Annotated in this window: 20 protein-coding genes; 9 read left to right on the top strand and 11 right to left on the bottom strand. The window is 69.6% G+C overall.

The features are described from left to right. Nucleotides 1–67 precede the first annotated feature (67 nt). The gene (gene ybaK, locus BMY74_RS12035; RefSeq protein ID WP_089914449.1) at nucleotides 68–544 is read right to left on the bottom strand and encodes a Cys-tRNA(Pro) deacylase; all 477 of its coding nucleotides are present in this window, start codon (nucleotides 542–544) and stop codon (nucleotides 68–70) included. Nucleotides 545–594: 50 nt separating this feature from the next. Here ybaK and BMY74_RS12030 point away from each other — a divergent pair, with 50 nt between their 5' ends. After that, on the top strand, nucleotides 595–1,260 hold the full coding sequence (locus tag BMY74_RS12030) for a sigma-70 family RNA polymerase sigma factor (RefSeq protein WP_177229709.1): 666 nt from the start codon (nucleotides 595–597) through the stop codon (nucleotides 1,258–1,260). Next, nucleotides 1,257–1,517: a mycothiol system anti-sigma-R factor gene (rsrA, locus tag BMY74_RS12025; RefSeq protein ID WP_089914443.1), complete on the top strand. Its 261-nt coding sequence runs from the start codon at nucleotides 1,257–1,259 to the stop codon at nucleotides 1,515–1,517. The genes BMY74_RS12030 and rsrA overlap by 4 nt, the downstream gene beginning before the upstream one ends. A 63-nt stretch (nucleotides 1,518–1,580) precedes the next feature. Here rsrA and BMY74_RS46970 read toward each other — a convergent pair whose 3' ends face one another. After that, nucleotides 1,581–1,655 (bottom strand): 50S ribosomal protein bL37, encoded by a 75-nt coding sequence (locus BMY74_RS46970; RefSeq protein ID WP_369809028.1) that lies wholly within the window; start codon nucleotides 1,653–1,655, stop codon nucleotides 1,581–1,583. Between the two features lie 54 nt (nucleotides 1,656–1,709). Between BMY74_RS46970 and BMY74_RS12020 the strand changes: the two genes are divergently transcribed. Further along, entirely contained in the window at nucleotides 1,710–3,188 is a 1,479-nt protein-coding gene (locus BMY74_RS12020; protein ID WP_089914440.1) for a PAS domain-containing sensor histidine kinase, read from the top strand. 162 nt (nucleotides 3,189–3,350) lie between these two features. Here BMY74_RS12020 and BMY74_RS12015 read toward each other — a convergent pair whose 3' ends face one another. Next, nucleotides 3,351–3,605, bottom strand: coding sequence for a WhiB family transcriptional regulator (locus tag BMY74_RS12015; RefSeq protein ID WP_015104912.1), 255 nt, complete (start codon nucleotides 3,603–3,605; stop codon nucleotides 3,351–3,353). A 245-nt stretch (nucleotides 3,606–3,850) separates the two neighbouring features. Then, a complete protein-coding gene (locus BMY74_RS12010; RefSeq protein WP_089914437.1) occupies nucleotides 3,851–4,786 on the bottom strand; it encodes a diacylglycerol/lipid kinase family protein in 936 nt (311 codons plus the stop codon). A gap of 252 nt (nucleotides 4,787–5,038) precedes the next feature. On the opposite strand from BMY74_RS12010, the gene BMY74_RS12005 reads away from it, so the two are divergent. From BMY74_RS12005 to BMY74_RS11995, 3 genes are all read left to right on the top strand, one after another. Then, entirely contained in the window at nucleotides 5,039–5,458 is a 420-nt protein-coding gene (locus BMY74_RS12005) for a hypothetical protein (protein WP_089914434.1), read from the top strand. Between the two features lie 82 nt (nucleotides 5,459–5,540). Continuing rightward, nucleotides 5,541–6,251 carry a S1 family peptidase gene (locus BMY74_RS12000; RefSeq protein ID WP_089914431.1) on the top strand — a complete coding sequence of 237 codons (711 nt, stop codon included), beginning with the start codon at nucleotides 5,541–5,543 and terminating at the stop codon, nucleotides 6,249–6,251. A 176-nt stretch (nucleotides 6,252–6,427) separates the two neighbouring features. Further along, on the top strand, nucleotides 6,428–7,207 hold the full coding sequence (locus BMY74_RS11995) for an SAM-dependent methyltransferase (protein WP_245786064.1): 780 nt from the start codon (nucleotides 6,428–6,430) through the stop codon (nucleotides 7,205–7,207). A 66-nt stretch (nucleotides 7,208–7,273) separates the two neighbouring features. Here the strand turns inward: BMY74_RS11995 and BMY74_RS11990 are convergent, their stop codons facing one another. The 3 genes from BMY74_RS11990 to BMY74_RS11980 form a co-directional block, all read right to left on the bottom strand. Continuing rightward, the gene (locus BMY74_RS11990; RefSeq protein ID WP_089914425.1) at nucleotides 7,274–7,699 is read right to left on the bottom strand and encodes a DUF5684 domain-containing protein; all 426 of its coding nucleotides are present in this window, start codon (nucleotides 7,697–7,699) and stop codon (nucleotides 7,274–7,276) included. Nucleotides 7,700–7,825: 126 nt separating this feature from the next. After that, on the bottom strand, nucleotides 7,826–8,299 hold the full coding sequence (locus tag BMY74_RS11985; protein ID WP_089914422.1) for a GNAT family N-acetyltransferase: 474 nt from the start codon (nucleotides 8,297–8,299) through the stop codon (nucleotides 7,826–7,828). Further along, nucleotides 8,299–8,895, bottom strand: a complete 597-nt coding sequence (locus BMY74_RS11980; protein WP_089914421.1) for a histidine phosphatase family protein — start codon at nucleotides 8,893–8,895, stop codon at nucleotides 8,299–8,301. The genes BMY74_RS11985 and BMY74_RS11980 overlap by 1 nt, the downstream gene beginning before the upstream one ends. A 68-nt stretch (nucleotides 8,896–8,963) precedes the next feature. On the opposite strand from BMY74_RS11980, the gene BMY74_RS44970 reads away from it, so the two are divergent. Together BMY74_RS44970 and BMY74_RS11975 are read left to right on the top strand one after the other, a co-directional pair. Then, on the top strand, nucleotides 8,964–9,125 hold the full coding sequence (locus BMY74_RS44970) for a hypothetical protein (protein ID WP_177229708.1): 162 nt from the start codon (nucleotides 8,964–8,966) through the stop codon (nucleotides 9,123–9,125). Nucleotides 9,126–9,388: 263 nt separating this feature from the next. Further along, the gene (locus BMY74_RS11975) at nucleotides 9,389–12,034 is read left to right on the top strand and encodes an alpha/beta hydrolase family protein (protein ID WP_089914418.1); all 2,646 of its coding nucleotides are present in this window, start codon (nucleotides 9,389–9,391) and stop codon (nucleotides 12,032–12,034) included. Here the strand turns inward: BMY74_RS11975 and BMY74_RS11970 are convergent. After that, the gene (locus BMY74_RS11970; RefSeq protein ID WP_089914415.1) at nucleotides 12,018–12,887 is read right to left on the bottom strand and encodes a helix-turn-helix transcriptional regulator; all 870 of its coding nucleotides are present in this window, start codon (nucleotides 12,885–12,887) and stop codon (nucleotides 12,018–12,020) included. The two genes, BMY74_RS11975 and BMY74_RS11970, sit on opposite strands and share 17 nt — an antisense overlap. Nucleotides 12,888–13,038: 151 nt before the next feature. On the opposite strand from BMY74_RS11970, the gene BMY74_RS11965 reads away from it, so the two are divergent. Further along, a complete protein-coding gene (locus tag BMY74_RS11965) occupies nucleotides 13,039–13,872 on the top strand; it encodes an oxidoreductase (protein ID WP_089914413.1) in 834 nt (277 codons plus the stop codon). A 15-nt stretch (nucleotides 13,873–13,887) separates the two neighbouring features. On the opposite strand, the gene BMY74_RS11960 is transcribed toward BMY74_RS11965, so the two are convergent. From BMY74_RS11960 to BMY74_RS11950, 3 genes are read right to left on the bottom strand one after another with little or no spacing between them, the layout of a single operon-like run. Further along, complete coding sequence (locus tag BMY74_RS11960; protein ID WP_218159611.1) at nucleotides 13,888–14,283, bottom strand: arsenate reductase ArsC; 396 nt, start codon at nucleotides 14,281–14,283, stop codon at nucleotides 13,888–13,890. Continuing rightward, nucleotides 14,280–14,972: an aquaporin gene (locus BMY74_RS11955; RefSeq protein ID WP_089914410.1), complete on the bottom strand. Its 693-nt coding sequence runs from the start codon at nucleotides 14,970–14,972 to the stop codon at nucleotides 14,280–14,282. The genes BMY74_RS11960 and BMY74_RS11955 overlap by 4 nt, the downstream gene beginning before the upstream one ends. Next, on the bottom strand, nucleotides 14,969–15,310 hold the full coding sequence (locus BMY74_RS11950; protein WP_089914407.1) for an ArsR/SmtB family transcription factor: 342 nt from the start codon (nucleotides 15,308–15,310) through the stop codon (nucleotides 14,969–14,971). Before BMY74_RS11950 ends, BMY74_RS11955 begins: the two co-directional genes overlap by 4 nt. Nucleotides 15,311–15,357 lie beyond the last annotated feature (47 nt).

Here is a 15,357-nt window from a genome sequence, read left to right as displayed (position 1 = left end):
CGCCTCGCGGCACCACGATGCACCCGTCTGACCGCGAATTCCCCCGGCAACCTTCTGCGCCACACCACTAGGCGCTGATCGAGGCCACCACGGCACCGGTGAGCCGCACCAGCTCGGACGGCGCGATCTCCACCTCGAGGCCGCGCCGTCCGGCGCTGCAGAACATGGTGTCGAACTCCAGCGCCGACGCGTCCACCACAACGGGCAGCCGCTTCTTCTGCCCGAGAGGGGAGATGCCGCCGGCCACGTACCCCGTGGCGCGCTCGGCGTCGGCCACGACGGCCATCTTCGCCTTCTTGCCCTTCAACGCCGCCGCGAGGCCCTTGAGGTCGAGCTGCGCCGTCACCGGCACGACGCCGACCGCGAGCTTGCCGTCCACCTCGGCGACCAGGGTCTTGAACACGCGCTGCGGCACCAGTCCGAGCGCCTCCGCGGCCTCCAGCCCGTACGACTCGTGGCGGGGGTCGTGCTCGTAAGAGTGCAAGGTGTGCGCCACCCGCTGCTTGTCCAGCAGCGCTGTGGCGGGGGTCCCACGTCCGGCCATGCGGAATTACTACCAGCCCGTCCGTTGTTACCCAGAACGTGGCAACCAACATGCTTGAGCGGTCACGCGTAAAGTCAGTCCCGACCCAGAACCTGTGGGAAGGGAGCGCGGTGCCCGCCACCGGCACGACAGAAACGACGGCGGAGCGCGCTGCGCGTTTCGAGCGCGACGCCATGCCCATGCTGGACCAGCTCTACTCGGCCGCCCTGCGCATGACGCGCAACCCGGCTGACGCCGAGGACTTGGTGCAGGAGACGTTCCTCAAGGCGTATTCGGCGTTCGCGTCGTTCTCCGAGGGCACGAACCTCAAGGCGTGGCTCTACCGGATCCTGACGAACACCTACATCAACGGCTACCGCAAGAAGCAGCGCCAGCCGATCCAGCAGCCGACCGAGGAGATCACGGACTGGCAGCTGGCGCAGGCGGAGAGCCACACCTCGTCCGGGCTGCGCAGCGCCGAGGTCGAGGCACTCGACAACCTGCCCGACAGCGACGTCAAGGAAGCTCTGCAGCGGTTGCCGGAGGAGTTCCGGATCGCGGTCTACCTCGCCGATGTCGAAGGCTTCGCGTACAAGGAGATCGCAGACATCATGGGCACCCCGATCGGTACGGTGATGTCCCGCCTGCACCGCGGCCGTCGCCAGCTCCGCGACATGCTGGCGGACGTCGCCCGCGACCGCGGGTTCCTCCGAGGCAGCAACGGAGACGCGTCATGAACTGCGGCGAACCCCACGACACCGACTGCTCAGAGGTGCTGAGCGAGGTCTGGCTGTTCCTCGACCAGGAGTGCGACACCGGCAGGCGCAAGGCGCTGCAGACGCACCTCGACGAGTGCCATCCCTGCCTGGAGCAGTTCGGGCTGGAGGAGCACCTCAAGGCGCTGCTCGCCCGCAAGTGTGGTGGGGATTACGCGCCCGCGGATCTGAAGGCGCGCATCCGCGCGACGATCGTGGAGATCCGCACGGAGGACTGAAGATCGTCCTCACAGACAAAAAGGCCTGGTCACCGTCTCGGTGTCCAGGCCTTTTCGCAGCACTCAGGCGTTGGGGCGCTTGCCTCGGTTGGCGCCGCCCTTTTTGCGGTCGCGGCGCTTGCGAGCACGCTTCGACATGGGTGTCTCCTAGGATCAGAACTGCTTCATCGGCCATTTTCTCATGGAGGAGTTCTGAGCACGCTCACGGACCTGCTGGCCGAGCACACCAAGCTCTCCGGCGCCGCTGTCGACCACCTCCAGCTGGTCGTCGCGGAGTGGCAACTCCTCTCGGACCTGTCGTTCGCGGACTTCGTCATGTGGGTCCCGCTCGACGGCGACAAGTTCCTCTGCGTCGCCCAGGCCCGCCCCACGACGGCGCCCACGGCCCACCCCGAGGACGTCGTCGGCAGCGAGGTCGACTCCGACGACCACCCGCAGCTGCGCCGGGCCATGGACGAGTCGCGGATCTGCCGCGAGGAGGACCCGCGCTGGCACCTGGGCGTGCCGGTGCGCCGGGAGACCATCCCCGTGCGGCTGGGCGACCACGTCATCGCCGTGCTGAGCCGCAGCACGAACCTGGCCGTGCCGCGCGTGCCGTCGCCGCTCGAGATCTCCTACCTCGGCAGCGCGGCCGACCTGTGCCAGATGATCGCGGACGGCACGTTCCCGGCCCCCGAACCCTCGCCGGACGTGCACACCAGTCCGCGCGTCGGGGACGGCCTGATCAGGCTCGACCCGTCCGGCGCGGTGGTGTTCGCCTCACCCAACGCGCTGTCGGCCTACCACCGCATGGGGCACGCCTCGGACCTGGTCGGCGTGCACCTGGCGCCGTTGACCCGCAGCCTGATCGGCGACCCGTTCGACGCCACGGAGGTCGCCCAGCGCATCCGGCAGGCGCTCGACGGGCAGCCGTCGATGCGCATGGAGGCCGAGTCCCGGCGCGGCGCCGCGGTGCTGTTCCGTTCTCTGCCCCTCCGGCCACGCGGGCAGGCCGCCGGCGCCATCGTGCTGTGCCGCGACGTCACCGAGGTCCGTCGTCGTGACCGCGCGTTGATGTCGAAGGACGCCACGATCCGCGAGATCCACCACCGGGTGAAGAACAACCTGCAGACCGTCGCGGCCCTGCTGAGGCTGCAAAGCCGCAGGTTGAGCAACCCGGAGGCGAAGGAGGCGCTCGCCGAGTCGGTTCGCCGTGTGACTTCCATCGCACTCGTGCACGAGACCTTGTCGATGTCGGTCGACGAGCGCGTGGACCTCGACGACGTGGTCGACAAGGTCATCCCGATGATGGGCGACGTGGCGGTCACCGAGACCCAGGTGAGCGTGCGCCGCGAGGGCGGGTTCGGCATCGTGCCCGCCGAGATCGCCACCCCGCTCGTGATGGTCCTCACCGAGCTCGTGCAGAACGCCTTCGAGCACGCCTACGCCCCTGGCCAGCGCGGCGAGGTCGTCGTGCACTCCGAGCGCAGCGCGAAGTGGCTCGACGTGACGATCACCGACGACGGCAAGGGCCTGCCGCAGGGCTTCTCCCTGGAACGCACCGACCGCCTGGGCCTGCAGATCGTTCGGACCCTCGTCGATTCCGAATTGAGAGGCTCTTTGAGCTTGCGGCGAAGGCCCCGAGGCGGTACTGAGGCGGTCCTGCGCGTGCCGCTCAGAGGGCGACGCTAAACTGACCTCGTGCACACGTGACGATCAGCCTCAGCGGTCTCACGTGGTCATGCGGGAGGGTGTGCAAACAAAAGAACAGGCCCGACACCTGGCACGGTGTCGGGCCTGATCTTTATGAAGTTCTAGATCAACGCAGTATGTCTAAAGCGGCGAACAGCCTGCTCAGGCGTTGCTGCGGGCGCGCGTGCGAGCGTTGCGGCGCTTGAGGGCGCGGCGCTCGTCTTCGCTCATCCCGCCCCAGACGCCGGCGTCCTGGCCGCTCTCGAGCGCCCACGCGAGGCAGTCGGAGACGACGGGGCAACGGCGGCAGACGGTCTTCGCCTCGGCGATCTGAAGCAGCGCGGGACCACTGTTCCCCACGGGGAAGAACAGCTCGGGGTCCTCGTCGCGGCAGATCGCGCGGTGGCGCCAGTCCATTGGAACTACTCCTCAGCTAGGCGCGCACAAGGGCACGCCGGTTGTCAGCGGTCGTTTTTGGGGTGCTTGTGAATGCTTTCACGAACGGCAGAGATGTCAAGGGGTAAGCACTGACCCGGTGAGTGAACTCACCCAAAAGATCGACAGCGTTCACCTGGGGTTTCACGCTCTGCTGTCACTCGACTGCAGTACATCGCGGGTGCGTACCGAGACGGTCACGAACCGATCACGGACTGTCAAGTTCCTTACAGGGCAACAGTCAACGCGTCGGGCACCGCCCGGAACTCCACCGCGGTGGTCGTTCCGAGGAAATCTCCGTCCACCTGGAGGTTCGCGGGCTCCTCGCACTTCACTCTGACATAACCCACGTCATCGCGCCGAACGAGTTTCCCGCTCTTCGGATTGCCCGTGGCCAGCACCTGGGCGATGTAGCGCCCGACGGTGGGTACCCGCAAAGTCCTCAACGCACTCAACCCGAGTCCGCCGTCGAACGACGTGCTCGGGTTGAGCTGGATCGCCCTGTCCCCGAAGTACGTCCACGGGTCGGTGTTCGACACGAACACCATGCCGTCGGTGTCGAACGGCGCCTCGTCCGGCACTTCGACGGTGAAGTGCTGCGGCTTGCGCACGAGTTGCCCGTACGCCTTGAGGGCGACGCTCAAATAGAGGAACGGGCTCGCGGTGCGGCCCTTGGCGCGCTTGTGCTCCACACCCGCCACGACGTCGGCGTCGAGGCCCAGGCCCGCGTTGAAGGTGAACCAGCGGCCGTTCTCGATGACGTCCGCGAAGACCTGCCCGAGCCCGACGCGGCGCCTGGTGCCGTGCTCGATCGCCTGGAGCAGGACGTGGGTGGCCTCGACGGGGTCGCGCGGGATGCCGAGGGCGCCCGCGAAGACGTTGGCCGAACCGCCGGGCACGACGCCCAGCATCGGCCTGTCCGGACGGGGGCCGCCGCGCAGCACGCCGTTGACCACCTCGTTGACCGTGCCGTCGCCGCCGTGGGCGATGACCAGGTCGAACCCGTCCTCCGCGGCACCGTGGGCGGCGTCCGCCGCGTGGCCCCGGTAGGAGGTCTCGATGATCTCCAGCTTCACGTCGCTCGCCAGCGCGTGCGCCAACACGTCTCGGCCCGCCGGCGTCGTTGTAGTCGCCTGCGGGTTCACCACGAGAAGAGCGCGCACTACTTGAGAGTAGGACAATGCGTGACCGTCTGCGGTTCGCATGTCCTCCCTCAGGGTGGCTCCAGCCTCACGAAAGTGGCGCAAATCTCCCTTCCGTCGCACCGCGTCCCGCCTCGCAGCCGAGTGCACCCCGGACGACCGCCGGCTCGCTGAAGGCCCCTTGATCTTCCCGCGCCCGACGTGCTTCCAGAGCCCTCCAACCGGGTGGCATACGATCCGTGACCAGGTACAGAACGTGAGGAAAGGTCTTCCGTGACCACTCAGACCCAGGCGCCACCGCGCCCGGTGCGCATCGCGTCCGCGCTCACCTTCGTGCAGGGCCTGGGCGGGATCGCGCTGGCCGTCGCCCTCGTCGTCCGGGTGATCGGGGGAGCCACGCCGGCGGGTCCCATCCTCGGCGCCGCCGGAGTGCTCGTGCTCTGGTTCGGCGGGGTGCTGTTCGCGACGGTGATGTTGTTCCGCGGCCACCACGGCGCCCGCACGCCCGTGATCGTCACGCAGCTCCTGCTGCTCGGCTGCGCCTGGTACGCGTACGGGCCTTCGGAGCAGCAGCTGCTGGGCTCGTTGGGCGGCATCTACTGCGTCGTCGTGCTCGTGCTCCTGTTCACCACCGAGGGCCGCAAGTGGGCGATGGGCTTCGAAGGTGAATCGGAAGTCGACAAAGCCGACTAACGGAGGGTGGTCAGCCTCACACGAAGGGGTGAAGCTGTGCGTGGTTGCTTAACCACTCCCTGCACTCACGAGGTGACCAACCATGCGTGTCATTACCGCGATCGCGGGCGCCCTCCTGGCGGCGCTCTCCCTCGCCCCCGCTGCCGCGACGGCTGCTCCGGAGAACCCGGACATGCAGCCGATGATCATCGGTGGCAGCTACGCCCAGAACTTCCCGTACGCCGCTCGCCTGTTCTTCAACGGGCGGGAGAACTGCTCCGCCACGAAGATCGCACCTCAGTGGATCCTGACCGCTGAGCACTGCGTCTCGGGCAGCGGCACGTACACGTTCCGCGCGGGCAGCCTGGACCAGACCTCGGGTGGCCAGCTCGTCACGGCCAACCAGATCATCAAGCACCCGTCGGCCGACCTGGCGCTGGCGCGTGTCTCGACGACGATGTCCGCTCCGTTCTCCCCGCTCGGCACCACGTCCGACGTGGCCACCGGCAACACCGTGCAGCTCTACGGCTGGGGTGCCACGTGCACCAACCAGCCGGAGATCAACTGCCAGTCGCGCTACCTGAAGGTCGCGAACACCCGCGTCACGTCGGTCAACGGCAGTGACTACCGCGGTGGCCGCGCGGTCGCCGTCACGCGCGTCGACGGCATCGCCGCCGGCGGCGACTCGGGTGGCCCGATGTTCTCGAACGGCAAGCAGGTCGGTGTCGCCTCCACGTCGGACCGCTCCACCCGGTCCAACTACACCCACGTGGGCGCCTACCGCACCTGGATCCGCCAGTACGCGGGCGTCTGACACACGGCTCCACCAGCGGTAACCCTGCGATGGCCCTCGGCTCCGGCCGGGGGCCATCACCCTGCGTGTTCACTAATGGTGGATGGACACGAACGGAGTAGCCGGTTACCGTGCCCCCAGCGTTCGCGCCGCTCGGGAGCAGGGTGAGGTGCGCAGTGCAGGACGGCCCGCAGCGGGTGACCACAAACGGCGATTCCGAACGCCCAAATCTGGCTCGCCTGTTCGACTACTACCTCGGCGGCGCGCACAACTTCGCGGTCGACCGCACGGTCGCCGAGGAGAGCATCAAGATGTACCCCGTGGCCGAGATAGCCCGGATGATCAGGTCCTTCTCCCGCCGCGTGGTGCGCCTGTGCGTCGAGGAGCACGGCATCCGGCAGTTCCTCGACCTGGGCAGCGGCATCCCGACCGCCGGCAACGTCCACGAGGTCGCCCAGGGCATCGACCCGTCCTGCAAGGTCGTCTACGTCGACCGCGACCCGGTGACCGTCGCCCACGCCCGCACGATGCTGCGCGACAACCTCAACGCCGCCATCGTGCAGTCCGACATCGGTGACGTCGGCGCCGTGCTGCGGCACCCGGAGACCCGTCGTCTCATCGACTTCACGCAGCCGACCGCCGTGTTGATGGTCGGTGTCCTGCCGTACGTCACCGAAGAGCCCGCCGGAGTCGTCGCCCGCTACCGGGCCGCGCTGACTGAGGGCAGCATCCTCGCGCTGACGCACCTCACGAAGGACATGGAGCCCGAACTCGTCGGCCGGCTCGTCGAGCTCGCGGACGGCATGGACCTGGACCTCGTGCCGCGGTCCAAGCAGGACGTCGAGGACTTCCTCTGCGGGTTGAAGCTGCTCGAGCCCGGACTGGTGCTCGCGGCCCACTGGAGGGCCGACGGGGAGCTGCCCGGCGCGTCCGCCGCCGCCGACGCGTCCACGTACGGCGCCGTCGGGATGGTCTGAGAACGGCGAAGGCCGGGCCCGGAGCAACAGGGGTTGTTCCAGGCCCGGCCTCGACGTGTTCGGGTGTCAGCCCCGGTACGCGGCCTGCTGGCCGACCAGAGCGGCCGGGCCGCGGTACTGCGCGTTGCCGAAGCCGAGGATCGCGTAGCCGATGATGCTGAACAGGAAGAGGCCGACGATGCCGAAGACGGCGTCCTTGCCGAACGACTTCGCGATGTCGATCGACAGGATCGCGAGCACGACGACGTTCACGAACGGGATCAGCAGGAGAACCGTCCACCAGCCCGGACGGCCGGCGATCTTCGTCATCACGTAGAAGTTGTAGATCGGGATGATCGACGCCCAGCCCGGCTGACCGGCCTTGGCGAAGACCTTCCACATGACGATGATGCCGATGACGGCGGCGACCAGGGCGATGACGCCGAAGACGGCGAGCGAGCCCAGCAGTGCGGCGGTGTCGGCCTCGGTGAGAGTCGGCTGTGACGGGTCCACGGTCTTTCCTTCTTTCCACTCTTGCTGTGTGCCGGGGGATCGGCGAGCGGGGACGCTGCCAGCACGGCGGACCCGTCCTGTGTGGAATTCCCGTTTCGTGAGCCTTTCGAGACCATCCCTCAACCTTCAGAGTGCAGAACCGAGCCTGACCAGGGCTTCGTCCGCGACGCGCATGACCGTCCACTCGTCCATCGGTATGGCGCCCAAGGACTTGTAGAACCCGATGCTCGGCTCGTTCCAGTTGAGCACCCACCACTGCAGGCGGGTGTATCCCTTCCTGATGCACTCCTGGGCAAGCGCTTCCAGCAACTGCTTCCCGAAGCCCCTGCCGCGCTGTTCCGGCGTGACGTAGAGGTCCTCGAGGTAGATGCCGTGCACGCCGTCCCACGTCGAGAAGTTGAGGAACCACAGGGCGATGCCGACGACCTGACCGTCCACTTCGGCCACATGACCGAACAGCGCGGGGTGCTCGCCGAACAACGCGGTGTGCAACTGTTCCGGCGTGAGCTTGCACTGCTCGGGCGCCTTCTCGTAGAGCGCCAGCTCGTGCACCAGCCGCACGACCGCGTCGACGTCACGCGGTTCCACCCGCCGGATCATCACACCTCCCAGGCAGGCACGTTGAGCCTGCGCACCTGCGGGTCGCCCCGCTCGTCGCCCAGCTGGCAGATGCCGGCCGGGTCCAGTCCGAAGTGGACACCCTGGTCCGGCGCGAGACCCAGCCACGCCGCGATCAGGACGCGGCTGAAGTGCCCGTGACCCACCAGCACCACGTCACCGCCGGGCAGGATCTTGCGCACCTCGCCGAGCACCTTGCGGGCCCGCTCCTGCACCTCCGCGTGCGTCTCGCCGTTCGGCATCGGGTGCGTCCACACCGTCCAGCCCGGCACGCGCTCGCGGATCTGCGGCGTGGTGATGCCCTCGTAGTCGCCGTAGTCCCACTCGGCCAGGTCCTCGGTCGTGCCGCCGACCTCCAGCCCGGCCAGCGCGGCCGTCCGGGTGGCGCGCTGCCGGGGGCTCGTCAGCACGAGCGCGGGCGCCTGGTCGGTGCCCCGCAACCGAGCGAGCACCGCCCCCGCCCGCCGTGCCTGCTGCTCGCCCTCGGGCGTCAGCTCGATGTCAGTGCGTCCCGTGTGCCTGCCGCTCTCGGACCACTCGGTCTGGCCGTGGCGCAGCAGGTAGAGGTGGGTGCTCACCTGTTCGATCCTAGGCAGTGACGGGGAGCACGTTTGGAGCAGGACGCGATCGCGGTACTCCACCCGCCATGACCGCCGAGCAGCCCGACCACGGCGTCCCCGACGAAGTCGACCCCCAGGAGATCCGCGAGGCGTTCGGCGTCCGCGTGGCCCGCATCCGGGCGGAGCTGACCTCGACGTGGAACAAGCTGAGTCAGAACGAGCACGGTGCCGACGAGCGGGAGCGCTGATATTTCGGCCGTGCTCGAAATGCTTGCGCGGCGTGGTCCCAGGTGATTTCCCGGTAAATCGACTGGTTCGCGCAGAGGGCTCTGCGGCTCCGGTTGACGTGCCGGACCGGCGCTTATTCGATTTTTCATGCCATTTTAGACCGAATGGCCCAATACGCTCGTCGGGTCTTTGTTTTGTTTGGCGGATTCCGCGCTGAATTCCTCGCACCGCGCTGTCGAGCGTCGATAGAACGGAGTGGATCCTTTTTGAGGGGGACCCACACATGCGCCGTGCTGTCGCGCTGTTCCTGCCCGTTCTTCTCGCCGCGGTTCTACCGGCGCCGTCCGCGTCGGCCGCGCCGGAACCACCACCCGGCTGGACCGTCTCCGGGAACGTCGTCAGATGGACCACCTCCGCGCCGATGCCGCTGCTCGACGCGGGTGTGGAGTTCTGGGAGGGCGACCGGTTCCTCGGCCGGGCCCGCGAGTCGGCCGACCTGCGCAGCTTCACGGTGCAGGCCGAGCTCCAGGACCCCGCCGCGCTGCAGGTCCGGTCGGCGGGCAGGCGGCTGGACGTCGTCGAACCCTCGGCACCGGGGCTGTCCGTGCCCGAGCTGCCCGCGCCGCGGCCCGCGGCGGACGTCGATCCCGGCACGCCGGGGCCGTACGCCACCACGACCGGTGAGTACGCGCTCGACCCGGTCCGGCTGCCCGAGTACGCGGCGCCGATCGAGATGGAGGGCGTCGTCGTCGCGCCGAAGGACGCGCCCGGCGCCCGGCCGCTCGTGCTCTTCCTGCACGGCAGGCACTTCACCTGCTACAGCAAGTCGGATCCGAACCGGATCGCGATGGAATGGCCGTGCTCCAGCGGGTTGAGGGCCGTGCCGAGCCACAAGGGGTACCTGAAGGCGCAGCAGTTGCTGGCGTCGCAGGGGTACCTGACGGTGTCGATCTCCGCCAACGGCATCAACGCCCAGGACGCGCTGACGGCCGACGCCGGTGCGCAGGGGCGGTCGTCGCTGGTGCGCCACCACCTGGCGAAGTGGGCGGACTGGTCGTCCGGGCAGGGGTCCGTGCCGGGTGGAGTGCGGGCCGACATGGCGAACGTGCTGCTCGTGGGCCACTCGCGCGGTGGTGAGGGGGTCAACCGCGCCGCCACGGACAGCCTCACGCCGCCGCCCGGTGACACCGGGTTCAGCGGTCCGGTGCGGTGGGACATCCGCGGTGACGTGCTGGTCGGGCCCACGATCTTCGGTCACAACCCGGCGCCGGACGTGCCCTCGGTGACGTTCCTGCCCGGTTGTGACGGGGACGTGTCCGACCTGCAGGGGCAGGTGTTCGTCGACCAGACCCGCGGGCTGAGCTGCGGTGAGGCGTTGCACAGCGCGCTCTACATGGTCGGCGCGAACCACAACTACTTCAACAGCGAGTGGACCCCCGGCCAGGCGGAGGCGCCGGCGTCCGACGACTTCTGGCCCGGCCAGCCGCCGGACCCGCTGTGCGCGCCCGGCACGGCCACCCGCCTGACCGCCGAGCAGCAGCAGAAGATGGGCGCCACCTACGTCGCCGCGTCCGCCCGGCTGTTCCTCGGCCGGGACGAGTCCGTGCTGCCGCTCCTCGACGGATCCGGTGTCCGCGCGCCGTCCGCCGACCCGGCTCGCGTCCTGTCGCACGCGGTCGGGGCCGACCGCAGGCCGTTCGTGGTGCCCGGCGGGTCCACCGCCACGTCCGGCATCGCCCGCGTCTGCCAGCAGACGTCCCGCGACGTCGCGGTCGGGTGCAGCACCGCGCGGTCGCCGCACTTCGTCGGTTTCCGCGGGGCTGTGGCGCAGCCCGAACGCCTTTCCGTCGCGCTGAAGTGGTCGGCGGCGGGGCAGCCCGGTGTCGTCACGCCGGCCGAACCGGTGTCGCTGGACGGTGCACGCGAGCTGACGCTGAGGCTGGCCGTTCCGCCGAACGCGGCGGCGTCCGAGTTCGGTGTGGCGGTGATCGACCACAGTGGACAGAAGCACTCGCTCGGCTCCGTTCAGGTGGCCGGCGTTCCCGGTAGTGATCGCACGTCTTCGTTGTGGGCGCAGGAAGTCCGCGTGCCGCTGCCGCCCGGGCTCGACCGGCTGGCGTCGCTGGAACTGGTTCCCGGGGCCGCGTCCGGTGAGGCGTGGCTGATCGACGCGTCCGGCTGGGACGGTGGCCTGGTGCCGTTGACCCCGACGCGGCTGCCCCGCGTCGACGCCGTCGTCACCGCGGTCGACGAGGGTGACTCCGGCACCCAGACGCACAACATCGTCGTCACCGCGACCGGCGACGGCACGCGCGTGATCCGGCTCTTCTACACCGACCCGGCGACCCGGCAGCCCACGACGAAGCTCGTGACGTTGCAGGCGGGCCAGGACCGCGCCGAGGTGCCGGTGACCTACACCGGCAACACGAGGTGGAGCGGTGACGTCCGCCATTCCGTTTCGGTGCAGGCGATCTCCAACGCGGTGGTGGGTGCCGCGACCGGCGGACTGCTGGTGCGCAACGACGACCCTGCGCCGGAGGTCGTGGTCACGCCCGTCACCGGCAGTGTGACGGAGGGCGGCACGCTGAAGTGGCGGCTGACCCTGTCCGAGACCGCCGACTCGGCCGTCGCGGTCCTCGGCACCGCGGTGGCACCGGCCTCCGGCACGGAACTGTCCACAACGGACGTCAACGCGCAGTGGCTGATCCGCAACTCGGGTGAGGAAGCCCTGCCCTCACGGCCCTTGTCGGCCACGAGGCTCGGCCTCTACGTCCTCGTCCCGGCGGGCCAGACCTCCGTCGAGTTCGAGGTGCCGACCACCACCGACGCCGAGGCGGAGGGCGAGGAACAGGTCAGGTTGAGGTTCGAAGGGCAGTCGCCGACCGGGATCGGCTTCGAGGTGACCGGGAAGGTCACTGAGGCGGTGTGACCGCGCGCGGGTGGTCGTCGCTGCGACGGCCACCCGCCGTCCAACTGCTGAGCAGGCGGAGCTTCTCCTCCGACGGTGAGCCGGTGTCGGCGCTGTAGACGACGATCGTCTGCCCGTCGGAATCCGGCAGTCGCAAGGTCTGCCAGTTGAGTCGCAGGTCGCCGACGGCCTCGTGGAAGAAGCGCTTGACGCCGTGCCGGTGCTCGGAGAGCCGGTAGCTCGCCCACATGGCGGCGAACTCCTCCGACCGGGTGCTCAGGTCGCCGACGATCCGCGACAGCGCGTCGTTGTCGCGGCCGGGGATCATCGACGCGCGCAACGTGGCCACGACGTCGGCGGCGATCTCGGTCCAGTCGCGGTAGACGACGCGGGCCCGCGGGTTCAGGAACATCCACTTCGCCAGGTTGCGGTCCTCGGCGGGCATGGCGTCGAAGTCGTCCAGCAACGCCCTGCCGGCGTGGTTGATGCCGAGGATCTCGAGGTACGGCCCGTGGATGACGGCCGGCACCTCCATGGCGCGGATCATGGACTGCAGCGCGGGCCTGGCCCTCGGCGTCGTGGCCGGGCGGGACGGTTCGGCCTGCAGCAGCGAGAGGAAGTAGCGGCTCTCGACGTCGTCGAGCCGCAACGCCCTCGCGACGGCGGTGGCGACCTGCTCGGAGACGTTCTTCGCGCGACCCTGCTCGAGCTTGACGTAGTAGTCGACGCTGACCCCGGCGAGGATCGCGACCTCCGCGCGCCGCAGGCCCTTGACCCGGCGCGGTGTCGTCGCGGCGGGCAGGCCGACCTCCTCCGGCGACAGCGCCGCACGGCGTGAGGTGAGGAAGTCGCCGAGTTCACCGCCACTGGTCATGAGATCGAGTATGGCCTCGCTGCGGGGTGCCCGGCAGCTCCTGGGTGGTACTGCCGGAGCCACGATCAGGGGTACCAGTCATCCCCTTCGAATCGGGGTTGCGGTGGGACGTAATGGAAAGCGTCAACCACGTCCTGCTGAGGAGAACACCGTGTCCGTTTGGTTCGTCACCGGAGCATCCCGCGGCCTGGGTCTGGAGATCGCGAAGGCCGCGCTGGAGCGGGGCCATTCGGTCGTGGCCACCGCTCGCGACCCCCGCGCGATCGAGGAGGCCCTCGGCCGGTCCGACGCTCTGCTCGCCCTGCCGCTCGACGTCACGTCCCAGGACCAGGCCGATGCGGCCGTGCGGGCGGCGGTCGCCCGGTTCGGCGGCATCGACGTCCTCGTGAACAACGCGGGCCGCGGCCTCGTCGGCGCCGTCGAGGAGACCAGCGACGCCGAGGCCCGCGCGGTCTTCGACATCAACGTCTTCGGCCTGCTGACCGTCCTGCGCGCGGTCACGCCTGTCCTGCGCGCCGCCCGCGGTGGCCGCATCCTCAACATCAGCTCGACCGGCGGCGTCGTCGCGTGGGCGGGCTGGGGCGTCTACAGCGCCACGAAGTTCGCGCTCGAGGGCATCACCGAGGCGCTGCGCCTCGAACTCGCGCCCCTCGGCATCCAGGTCACCTCGGTGCAGCCGGGTCCGCTGCGCACCGACTTCCTCGCCTCGTCGTCGCTGGCCCAGGTGGAACGGGTCATCGACGACTACGCGTCCACCGGTGGCGCGTCGCGGGAGTGGGCCGGGGCCAACCACGGCCTGCAGGAAGGCGACCCGGCGAAGGCCGCTCAGGCGGTCCTGACCGTCGCGGACCTGCCGGAGATGCCGGCGTGGCTGCCGCTGGGCACCTCCACGCTCGCCGACGTCCGCACGAAGATCGCGGCCGTCGGCGCGGAGCTCGAGACCTGGCAGGAGCTCTCGCGGTCGACCGACGTGGTGCCCGCCTGAGCAGGGGAGCGCGGGTCAGCCGATCTCCTCGATGAGGCCGCGCACCCGCCGTTCGATCTCGTCGCGGATGGGCCGGACCGCCTCGACGCCCTGGCCCGCCGGGTCCTCGAGGGTCCAGTCCAGGTAGCGCTTGCCCGGGAAGAACGGGCAGGCGTCCCCGCAGCCCATCGTGATCACGACGTCCGAGGCCCGCACCGCGTCGGTGGTCAGGACCTTGGGCGTCTCCCGGGAGATGTCGATCCCGACCTCCTCCATGGCCGCCACGACGGACGGGTTGACCGCGCCGGCCGGTGCCGAGCCCGCCGAGCGGACCTCGACGCGGTCCCCGGCGAGGTGGGTCAGGAAGGCGGCGGCCATCTGGGAACGGCCGGCGTTGTGCACGCAGACGAACAGCACGGACGGACGGCTCACGGCGTTGGCTCCTTGGCGCGGGACGGGTGCGGGCTCTTGAAGACGAGGGCGACGACCACCAGGCCGACCACGCCGCCGAGGAGTTGGGCGGCGATGAACGGGGCGACGGACGAGGGCGCGATCCCGGCGAAGGTGTCGGTGAAGGCGCGGCCGACCGTGACGGCCGGGTTCGCGAACGAGGTCGAGGACGTGAACCAGTAGGCGGAGCCGATGAAGGCCGCCACGGCCACCGGGAGCAGGCTCTCCCTGCCGGACCGGAGCAGGCCGAAGATCAGCGCGACGAGTCCCGCCGTGGCCACGACCTCACCGACGAGCAGGTTCCCGGCGTCGCGCTGGTGGGTCGACCAGGCGACGAGCGGCTCGGCGAACATCGCGTTGGCCACGACCGCACCGGCGATCGCCCCGGCCGTCTGCGCGCTGACGTAGACGCCTGCCTCCCTGAGCGGCGGGCGGTGCACGAACCACGCGGCCAGCGTCACCACGGGGTTGAAGTGCGCCCCCGACACGGGGCCGAACAACGCGATCAGCACGCCGAGGCCGAACACCGTGGCCAACGAGTTCGCGAGCAGCTGCACGCCGACGTCCGGGGACAACGTCGCGGCCTGCATCCCGGAGCCGACGACCACGGCCACCAGCGCCGCGGTGCCGAGCGCTTCCGCGGCCGCCCGGCGTCGGAGCGAGCCGGTCACGTGGTCACGGAGGTGCGCAGGAACCCGGCGAGCCGGTCGAGGGTGGCGGGCAGAGCCCAGTAGTACACCCAGGTCCCGCGCCGTTCGCAGTCCACCAGCCCGGCCTGCCGCAGCAGCTTGAGGTGGTGGGAGATCGTCGGCTGAGCCAGGTCGAAGGCGGGGGTCAGCTCGCACACGCAGACCTCGCCGCCCTCGCGGGACGCGATCATCGACAGCAACCGCAGCCGCACCGGGTCGCCCAGGGCCTTGAAGACGGCGGCCAGCTCGACGGCCTGGCCGGCGTCCAGCGGCGCGGCGCTCACCGTGCCGCGGCAGCCGCCCGGCTCTTGATTCGACATGCTTCTATCTTGACGTTCTTCGAACCAAGGCGCAAGGTTGTATCGAT

Origin of the sequence: Lentzea albida, assembly GCF_900111005.1 — a bacterium.
In the GTDB taxonomy this organism is placed as follows: Bacteria; Actinomycetota; Actinomycetes; order Mycobacteriales; family Pseudonocardiaceae; genus Lentzea; species Lentzea albida.
Note: the sequence above shows the minus strand (reverse complement) of the source record. Positions and strands in the feature narration are given on the sequence as shown.

Excerpts from the sequence above, each read along its gene's own strand:
- ybaK (WP_089914449.1), bottom strand. The coding sequence starts at position 544 with ATGGCCGGACGTGGGACCCCCGCCACAGCGCTGCTGGACAAGCAGCGG.
- BMY74_RS12030 (WP_177229709.1), top strand. The coding sequence starts at position 595 with ATGCTTGAGCGGTCACGCGTAAAGTCAGTCCCGACCCAGAACCTGTGG.
- rsrA (WP_089914443.1), top strand. The coding sequence starts at position 1,257 with ATGAACTGCGGCGAACCCCACGACACCGACTGCTCAGAGGTGCTGAGC.
- BMY74_RS12015 (WP_015104912.1), bottom strand. The coding sequence starts at position 3,605 with ATGGACTGGCGCCACCGCGCGATCTGCCGCGACGAGGACCCCGAGCTG.
- BMY74_RS12000 (WP_089914431.1), top strand. The coding sequence starts at position 5,541 with ATGCGTGTCATTACCGCGATCGCGGGCGCCCTCCTGGCGGCGCTCTCC.
- BMY74_RS11985 (WP_089914422.1), bottom strand. The coding sequence starts at position 8,299 with ATGATCCGGCGGGTGGAACCGCGTGACGTCGACGCGGTCGTGCGGCTG.
- BMY74_RS44970 (WP_177229708.1), top strand. The coding sequence starts at position 8,964 with ATGACCGCCGAGCAGCCCGACCACGGCGTCCCCGACGAAGTCGACCCC.
- BMY74_RS11975 (WP_089914418.1), top strand. The coding sequence starts at position 9,389 with ATGCGCCGTGCTGTCGCGCTGTTCCTGCCCGTTCTTCTCGCCGCGGTT.
- BMY74_RS11970 (WP_089914415.1), bottom strand. The coding sequence starts at position 12,887 with ATGACCAGTGGCGGTGAACTCGGCGACTTCCTCACCTCACGCCGTGCG.
- BMY74_RS11950 (WP_089914407.1), bottom strand. The coding sequence starts at position 15,310 with ATGTCGAATCAAGAGCCGGGCGGCTGCCGCGGCACGGTGAGCGCCGCG.